We start from the raw sequence: 6726 nt of genomic DNA on the forward strand, positions 1-6726 counted from the left end.
TCGCGGGGGTGCCGCCCTCGGGCATTCTCCGTCCGTCTACGGCCTGTTGAAGAGTCGGCCTGCGACTTGTCGAAGGGTCGGCTTGCGGCTTGCTGAAGAGCCCGTCTACGGCTTGTCGAAGAGCCGGTCGAGCTGGCGGTCGAGGAGGGCGAGGGCCTGCTCGGGGGTGCGCTGGCCCAGGAGGACGCCCGTCTGCAACCCGTCGGCGGTCGCGAGCAGGAGCTCGGCCTCGGGGAAGGGGTCCAGGTCGGCGGGCACCTGCCCTTCCGCCTGGCCCCAGGCGAGCAGGTCGGCGAGGAGCCGTTCGAGTTCGGGGGGCGCGTCGGCGGCGATGGCCGCCAGTTTCGCGTCCCAGAGGAAGCGGACGAAGTACGCCACGTACACGAGGTGCCGGGTCCGGCGCTCCTCGTCCAGCGGCAGCATCTCCATCAACACCCCGCGCACGGCCCCGCGCGGGGTGTCCGCGTCCCCGAGCGCCTCGATGCGCGCCCGGCCGCGCCGCTCGGCGTCGCTGTTGAGGATCTCCAGCGCCGTGAGCAGCAGCCCGTCCCGGCTGCCGAAGTAGTACTGCACCAGCCGCACCGACACCCCGGCCTCCGCCGCCACCTGCCGCAGCGTGACGTCCTCCAGCCCGCGCCGCGCGGCCAGCCGCCAGACGGCCTCGGCGATCTGGCGGCGCCGCTGGTCGTGGTCGGCCTGTCGGGGCATGGGGCGGGTCCTTGTGGGCTCTGGTGGCGGGTTGCGCTCGGTTATGGTTCGATCGTATCAATAAGAGAAGCGGTGCACGACGAGACGGTGCACGACGAGGCAGTGCACGACGGAGCGGTGCACGACGGGGAGGAACGAGCGCATGAAATACGTGCTGTGGCAGGTGCTGGGCATGGTCGTGGTGGCCCTGAGCGGCCAAGGAGCCATCCGGCTCCTGATCGACCACGGCCATTACGGCCTGCTGGCCTGGGTGCCCGGCGGCTTCGCGGTCCACCTGATCAGCTACCTCGCCGTGACAGCCTTCGGTGTCGTACTGGCGGGCTGGGCGGCCGACCAGGTGAAGAAGACCAAGACGGGTTAGCGGGCGTACTCCTTGAGTTCCTCGGTGTCCAGGGTGATGCCGACGGGGGCGGGCAGTTCGACGGTGCTGCCGTAGTCGTACAAGGACTGGAACCGGTACTTGCCGTCCTTCGGCTCGCTGTGCACGGTGAGGGTGCAGTCTTCGCGGTCGATGAGCAGATAGACGGGGATGCCGGCGGCCGCGTAGGCGGCACGCTTCTCGTGGCGGTCCCGGTTATCGGTGTCGAAGTCGTGGGAGGTCACCTCGACGGTCATCAGGACTCCGTCGGGCTCGGCCCACTCGCCCTGTCCCGCGAAGTGCCGACGGGGCGCGAGCGCGCCGTCCGGGCGGGCGCGGCCCTTGCGGTACGTCTCGACGCGCAGCCCTCGCTCGGGGTGCAGGTCCAGCTCCGGCCGGTGCTGCATGCACTGCCGCAGCAGCCACATGAAGATGGTTCCGTGATCGCCGTCGCGCACCGGCTTGACCTCAAGCTTTCCGTCGATGAATTCGAGCGTCACTGTTTCGGGGGCCGTGCGGGCGAGCTGCTCGAAGTCCTTGATCGCCATCTGGGGCTGGTCAGCGGTGCTGGGGGGCGTGGTGTCGCCTCCTTCCCTGCATCGTGCCCTGCTTCGGGTGCGGGCGGACCGCTGAATCATGACCACGCGGGATTCCTCTCTGGCGGGCGGGCGGCGGCGGCCCGTGCCTCGTCGGCGTGGGCGTGTACAAGGGCGGGCGGCAGGGCCGGTGGGTGGCGGTCCGGTGGGGATTCGCCTCGGCAGGGGGCGCAGATGCCGCCGGGCAGGGCCTCGGGGCGGCCGGGTGCGCGGCAGACGGTGCATTCGAGGATGCGCAGGGGTGCGGGCCGGGTTCCGTCCGGTTCCCAGGGCGGCGGGGGCGGCATCTTCGCGATGAGGCGGGCGCGGGTGAAGCCGCCCGCGTGGTGGAGGGTGGGCGGGAGCCCGTCGGCCAGGGCGTGCAGGAACTGGGCGGGCGTCGCGCCGCGCGTGAACCACTCCGCCGCCAGCGGCTCCAGGGACGCGCAGTCTCCGGCGGAGAGCGTCAGGCGGGGTTCGGCGCGGCCGAGGGCGGCCAGCTGGTCGTACGCCTCGGTGCGGGGCGCTCGTTCGGGTGCGGTACGGGTCTGTGGCGGGCTCTCCGCGTCGGGTACGTTCCCGGCGCGGAACGCCATCCACCATGCGTCGTCCCGTGCCGTGCGTGAGAAGTACGTGCGCGTCACCCAGCGCGGGCTGCCGTCCGTACTCCAGTGGTGCTCGGCGACGCGGCGCAGGTGCCCGGCCTCCGACAGGCGGCGCAGCGCGGTGCGCAGGGCGCACTGCCCATAGTCGGGCAGCACCTTGGCCAGGGTTTTCACGGAGATGTCCGCGCCGTCCGGCAGCTGGTCGACGTACGCGGCCACGGACGCCTCGCGGCGCGGGAGGTGGGCGAAGTCGTGTGCTGTGCGGGGGAGTTCGGCCGGGGCGCTGCGCTTGCCGTAGCCGGTACTGGCCATCGGGTGTGCGGCCGGAGAGGGGGTGGAGTTAAAGTCGTCAGTAGCCATGGGATCGCCCTTTTCGATCTTGGTGGTTAGGCCCCGGACGTGTGTTGGTAGCACCGGTCGGGGCCGATTGGTATCGCGAACGCTAAACCGTCATTACCCGCCGTGGCAAGTTGATCGCATGGGGTTATCTCCTCTGCTATGCGGCGGAGTTGGGCGGGGTTGGGGCGGGTGGTGGGTACTACCCGCCCAGCCATTCCTTGGAAAGAGCGCCCGGACTGAGGGGCCTGAGCTCCGGGGCCCGGAGGTGCGGGCCCCGGCTGTTTTCAGGCGGGACGCTCGGCCATGATGACCACGGTCGGCCCGCTGTGCTCATCCGCGGGAAGCCGAAGCTCGGCTACCGGCCGCAGACCGGCCTGCTCGATCAGCTCCACGAATTGTTCCGGCCGCCATTTATGCGTGGTCCAGTGAACGGGCACCCCGCCGTAAGCCTCGGTGCGTACCGCGTCTTCGTCGCCCACGTGCGTTCCGGTGATGAAATGCCCTCCCGGTTTCAGAGCGCGCGCGAACATGCCGAGGACCTGAGGAAGTACATCGCGCGGCAGATTGAACAGCGACCACCACCCGAGCACCCCGCCGAGCGACGCCTCCTCAAGGTCGAGCTCGGTGGCGGACGAGACGCTGAAGTGGCATTCCGGGTGCAGTCGGCGCGCGTTCTCGACCATGCGAGGGGAGAGATCCACCCCGGAAGCGTCAATTCCACGTTCCACGAGGTAGGCCGTCACCGTCCCCGGTCCGCAACCGACATCGAGTACGGGCCCGAGCCCGCTCACCGTGTCCGCGAACGCGTCGATCGACGCCTTGAGCCAGGGATGGCGGCGAATGTCGCCCATTCCCGTCGTCGCCACCATGTGGGCGTAATTGTCGGCTACTCGGTCATAGGACTCACGGACCGTGTCGAGATCTGCTGGACGGCCGATCGGGTTTGCTTGTGGGTGTGCTCGCATCGGCCAACAATAGGGCGATGGTGGCCGCCCAAGTGGCTATTTCCGGACGGAGTTGGCAGGGCGGTTCAGCCGCCACGTCACGTTGATTCCGCTGCCGGCGGGGGGTACGGGCGGAGGTGCGGGCTCGCGGCGGAGTTCGGCGAAGCCCAAGCGCCGCGGTATGGCGGCGCTGGAGGTGTTGGCCGAGTCGTGCGTGATCTCCAGGTACTCCACGCCCGGCAGGGCGAACATCTCGGCGACCAGGGCCGCTGTCGCCTTCGTGGCGATGCCGCGGCCGGTGGCGGCGGGGTGCAGCCAGTAACCCAGGCAGCGGCCCCGAGGCTCGGGCGCGCGATAGCTCTGGCACATACCGACGAGGGTCCCGCCCTCGGCGATGGCGTAGTTGTAGACCTCGCCGCTCGCCCACCTCGACTCGAAGTGGTCGAGGAGGGTCCGGGTGTTCTCCTCGCTGTGACTCGCGACCCACAACTCCCAGGGGCGCAGATGTTCCAGGGACTCCTCGATCAACGCGAGGGCGAGGGCGAAGTCCTCCTGCCCCCGCCAGCGTCGGAGGACGAAGTCCCCGCATGCGATGAGCTGCCTCGGGTGCGCCATGGCGGCCATGATTGTTCGCGGAGTGCCGATCCGCAATCAGTCCGGGGCGTGGCCTGCTGACGCGGCGTGAGTCCCGCCGTACGGTGACGCCATGAGTGATCACTCTGCAATATCTGTCGCGCCCGTCGGCGCTTACGAACCCCCCTACTACGTCGCTGTCTTCACCACGGTGCGAACCCCGGAACAGAGCGGCTACAGCGAGACCAACGCGCGCATGGAGGACCTGGTGAAGGACGTCCCCGGGTACCTGGGGATGGACCACGCGCAGACCCCTGGCGGGCTGGGCATCACCGTCGGGTACTTCCGTGACGCCGACGCCCTCACGGAGTGGCGGACCAACGCCGAGCACCGCGCGGCGCAGAAGCGCGGACAAGCCGAGTGGTACCAGAGCTACACGCTGCATGTGGCGAAGGTGGAGCGGAGCCACGGGTTCGTACGGTCTCAGGTCCTGTAGAGCCCGGCCTCAGGCCCTGTGGGGCACGAGGCGCAGGCTGACGGCACTAACGCGGCGCGACGGTCGCGAACACGCCCCGCGCGGCCGTTCCGTTCGGCCAGGTCCATCCGGCGATGAGGCATCCGGGCGACTCCTCGGCGGTCTCCGCCATCGCCAGGACGCGGTTGAGCCGAACGTCGAATTCGGCGTCGGGGACCGTTCCGTGGACGGTGACGGTCGGGTCGGGGGTGTCGCTCACGCTCTGCATCTGCGGCGTCGACTCGCCGCGCAGAAGGGCGTGCAACTGTCCCATCAGCACCGGGTCGTGGACCCCGTCGTAAATCCATCGGGTGCCGAGCACGCCATGCTCGGAGGTGCCGATCAGCGCCTCGTCGGGGATGCCCGTGAGCGCCGCGTCGCGGTAGGACAGTGGTACCAGATACGCCACCGGCTCCTGCCCGGCGGTGTCCAGCGCGACCATGAACTCGATCCCGACCGCGCCCTCCGGGTCGTCCAGGCGAAAGCCGCCGACCCTGGCCAGGGCCGGCGTCGCCGTGCCGCCTGCGTACCAGTTCTGCCGCGGCAGCCAGTCAGTGAGCAGTTCCAGCTTGGTGGGCTTCATGGTGGTGCGGTAGACGGTTGCCATACGAGCTCCCTCAGACGGGGCGGAGTTGCATCCGATGCAGGGCTCCGCAAGGACGAAGTACGGGTCAAACGTCAGGTAAGAGGCGTCTGCTCCGCCATCCTCTCGCACCGTGCACGCGACCTACCAGCGGCTCTTGCGCCCCGGCCATGGCCCCGGGCCAGCCGATCTCGACCCACGGCGTGACGCATCAGAGGGTTATCCGGTGCGGCGCATGATCAGGGCCTCCAGGCCGTCGAGGATCCGCTCCAGGCCGAAGTCCAGTGCCTGATCCTGGCCGTCCTGCGAGGCGATGGCCGCGGCGAGCGCGGGGAAGCGGTCGGCGTGCTGGTGGACCAAGGGACCGAGGACGGCGAGGAGTTCCGTCTCGGGGGAGCCGTCCGGCCGGGTCGCGCGGGCCTGCTCGGCGATGCTCCGGACGTGCCCGGCCAGCAGCACCGCGGCGTCCATCCGCTCGGGGCCGGTCAGCCCGTGGCCGTCCAGGGCTGCGACCACCCGCTCCAGCCAGCCGAGTTCCTCGGGGCCCATCACCCGTGGGCCGACGGTGGCGTCGAGCAGCCACGGGTGCGCGGTGAACGACCTCGCCAGCTGTTGCGCCCAGGCCGTCAGCCGCTCACGCCACCCGAGCCTGTCCACGACCGGCGGCGGCCCGGCGACCGCGGCCTCCACCATGAGCGCGACCAGCTCCGCCTTGCCGGGCACATAGCGGTAGAGCGACATCTTGGTGAAGTCGAGCAGCCCGGCCACCTTCTGCATCGAGACGGCGCCGAGACCTTCGGCGTCCGCGATCTCGACGCCCGCCGCAGCGATCCGCGCCAGGCTCAGCGCGGGCTTCGGCCCCCGGGACGGCTTGGCGGGCGGCCCCCAGAGCAGCCGTACCGCCTCGTTCGTCTCCTCGCCCAATTCCCGCTCCGTCCCGCGCTTCCGCCTGCCCCTTGCCGGGCGATGTAACTGCGTCTACCGTACACAGCAGTAAACCGTGTCCGCTGGACACAGTTGTTCGGCGGACACGGACGGAGTGGTTCACGTGAGTACGAAAGTCCTGATCTCGGGCGCGAGCATCGCCGGCCCCGCACTGGCCTACTGGCTGGGGCGGTACGGCTTCGAGACCACCGTCGTCGAGCTGGCCCCCGCCCTGCGCGGCGGCGGCCAGGCCGTCGACTTCCGCGGCACGACCCACCTGACCGTGCTGGAGCGGATGGGCGTGCTCGACGAACTGCGCGCGCTCGACACCGGCGGCAGCCCGATGACCTTCGTCGACCAGCGCGGCCGGCAGATCCTCCACCTGCCGGCCGACTTCGCGGGCGGGGACGTCGAGGTCCTGCGCGGGGAGCTCGCTCAAGTGCTGTACCGGCGAAGCCTTCCGCGCGCCGAGTACCTCTTCGACGACTCGATCACCACCCTCGACGAGGACCCCGACGGCGTCACCGTCACCTTCGAGAGCGGCACCGTCCGCCGCTTCGACCTGGTGGTCGGCGCCGACGGACTGCACTCCCACACCCGGCG

10 protein-coding genes are annotated in these 6726 nt (G+C 70.2%); 3 read left to right on the forward strand and 7 right to left on the reverse strand.

Features of this window, described 5'->3' with window-relative positions:
* Positions 1-105: 105 nt before the first annotated feature.
* Positions 106-708, reverse strand: coding sequence for a TetR/AcrR family transcriptional regulator (locus ACFU99_RS27775; RefSeq protein WP_384396990.1), 603 nt, complete (start codon positions 706-708; stop codon positions 106-108).
* 142 nt (positions 709-850) lie between these two features.
* Between ACFU99_RS27775 and ACFU99_RS27780 the strand changes: the two genes are divergently transcribed.
* A complete protein-coding gene (locus ACFU99_RS27780; protein WP_384396993.1) occupies positions 851-1069 on the forward strand; it encodes a hypothetical protein in 219 nt (72 codons plus the stop codon).
* Here ACFU99_RS27780 and ACFU99_RS27785 read toward each other — a convergent pair.
* From ACFU99_RS27785 to ACFU99_RS27800, 4 genes are all read right to left on the reverse strand, one after another.
* Positions 1066-1614: a Uma2 family endonuclease gene (locus tag ACFU99_RS27785; RefSeq protein WP_384396996.1), complete on the reverse strand. Its 549-nt coding sequence runs from the start codon at positions 1612-1614 to the stop codon at positions 1066-1068. The two genes, ACFU99_RS27780 and ACFU99_RS27785, sit on opposite strands and share 4 nt — an antisense overlap.
* Before the next feature lie 86 nt (positions 1615-1700).
* Positions 1701-2606: a hypothetical protein gene (locus ACFU99_RS27790; RefSeq protein WP_384396999.1), complete on the reverse strand. Its 906-nt coding sequence runs from the start codon at positions 2604-2606 to the stop codon at positions 1701-1703.
* A 263-nt stretch (positions 2607-2869) separates the two neighbouring features.
* Positions 2870-3550 carry a methyltransferase domain-containing protein gene (locus ACFU99_RS27795; RefSeq protein WP_384397002.1) on the reverse strand — a complete coding sequence of 227 codons (681 nt, stop codon included), beginning with the start codon at positions 3548-3550 and terminating at the stop codon, positions 2870-2872.
* Positions 3551-3586: 36 nt separating this feature from the next.
* Positions 3587-4144: a GNAT family N-acetyltransferase gene (locus tag ACFU99_RS27800; protein ID WP_384397005.1), complete on the reverse strand. Its 558-nt coding sequence runs from the start codon at positions 4142-4144 to the stop codon at positions 3587-3589.
* 91 nt (positions 4145-4235) lie between these two features.
* Between ACFU99_RS27800 and ACFU99_RS27805 the strand changes: the two genes are divergently transcribed.
* Entirely contained in the window at positions 4236-4598 is a 363-nt protein-coding gene (locus tag ACFU99_RS27805; protein ID WP_384397009.1) for an antibiotic biosynthesis monooxygenase family protein, read from the forward strand.
* A gap of 46 nt (positions 4599-4644) precedes the next feature.
* Here the strand turns inward: ACFU99_RS27805 and ACFU99_RS27810 are convergent, their stop codons facing one another.
* Both ACFU99_RS27810 and ACFU99_RS27815 read right to left on the reverse strand, forming a co-directional pair.
* Positions 4645-5223: a 1,4-alpha-glucan branching protein gene (locus tag ACFU99_RS27810; protein ID WP_384397012.1), complete on the reverse strand. Its 579-nt coding sequence runs from the start codon at positions 5221-5223 to the stop codon at positions 4645-4647.
* 195 nt (positions 5224-5418) lie between these two features.
* On the reverse strand, positions 5419-6123 hold the full coding sequence (locus tag ACFU99_RS27815; protein ID WP_384397015.1) for a TetR/AcrR family transcriptional regulator: 705 nt from the start codon (positions 6121-6123) through the stop codon (positions 5419-5421).
* A 124-nt stretch (positions 6124-6247) separates the two neighbouring features.
* On the opposite strand from ACFU99_RS27815, the gene ACFU99_RS27820 reads away from it, so the two are divergent.
* Positions 6248-6726: FAD-dependent monooxygenase (locus tag ACFU99_RS27820; protein WP_384397017.1), on the forward strand; the 479-nt coding region annotated here is incomplete at its 3' end.

The organism is Streptomyces sp. NPDC057654, assembly GCF_042800135.1.
Lineage (GTDB): Bacteria > Actinomycetota > Actinomycetes > Streptomycetales > Streptomycetaceae > Streptomyces.

Coding starts and splice junctions, on each gene's coding strand:
- ACFU99_RS27775 (WP_384396990.1), bottom strand. CDS start 708: ATGCCCCGACAGGCCGACCACGACCAGCGGCGCCGCCAGATCGCCGAG.
- ACFU99_RS27780 (WP_384396993.1), top strand. CDS start 851: ATGAAATACGTGCTGTGGCAGGTGCTGGGCATGGTCGTGGTGGCCCTG.
- ACFU99_RS27785 (WP_384396996.1), bottom strand. CDS start 1,614: ATGGCGATCAAGGACTTCGAGCAGCTCGCCCGCACGGCCCCCGAAACA.
- ACFU99_RS27790 (WP_384396999.1), bottom strand. CDS start 2,606: ATGGCTACTGACGACTTTAACTCCACCCCCTCTCCGGCCGCACACCCG.
- ACFU99_RS27795 (WP_384397002.1), bottom strand. CDS start 3,550: ATGCGAGCACACCCACAAGCAAACCCGATCGGCCGTCCAGCAGATCTC.
- ACFU99_RS27800 (WP_384397005.1), bottom strand. CDS start 4,144: ATGGCGCACCCGAGGCAGCTCATCGCATGCGGGGACTTCGTCCTCCGA.
- ACFU99_RS27805 (WP_384397009.1), top strand. CDS start 4,236: ATGAGTGATCACTCTGCAATATCTGTCGCGCCCGTCGGCGCTTACGAA.
- ACFU99_RS27810 (WP_384397012.1), bottom strand. CDS start 5,223: ATGGCAACCGTCTACCGCACCACCATGAAGCCCACCAAGCTGGAACTG.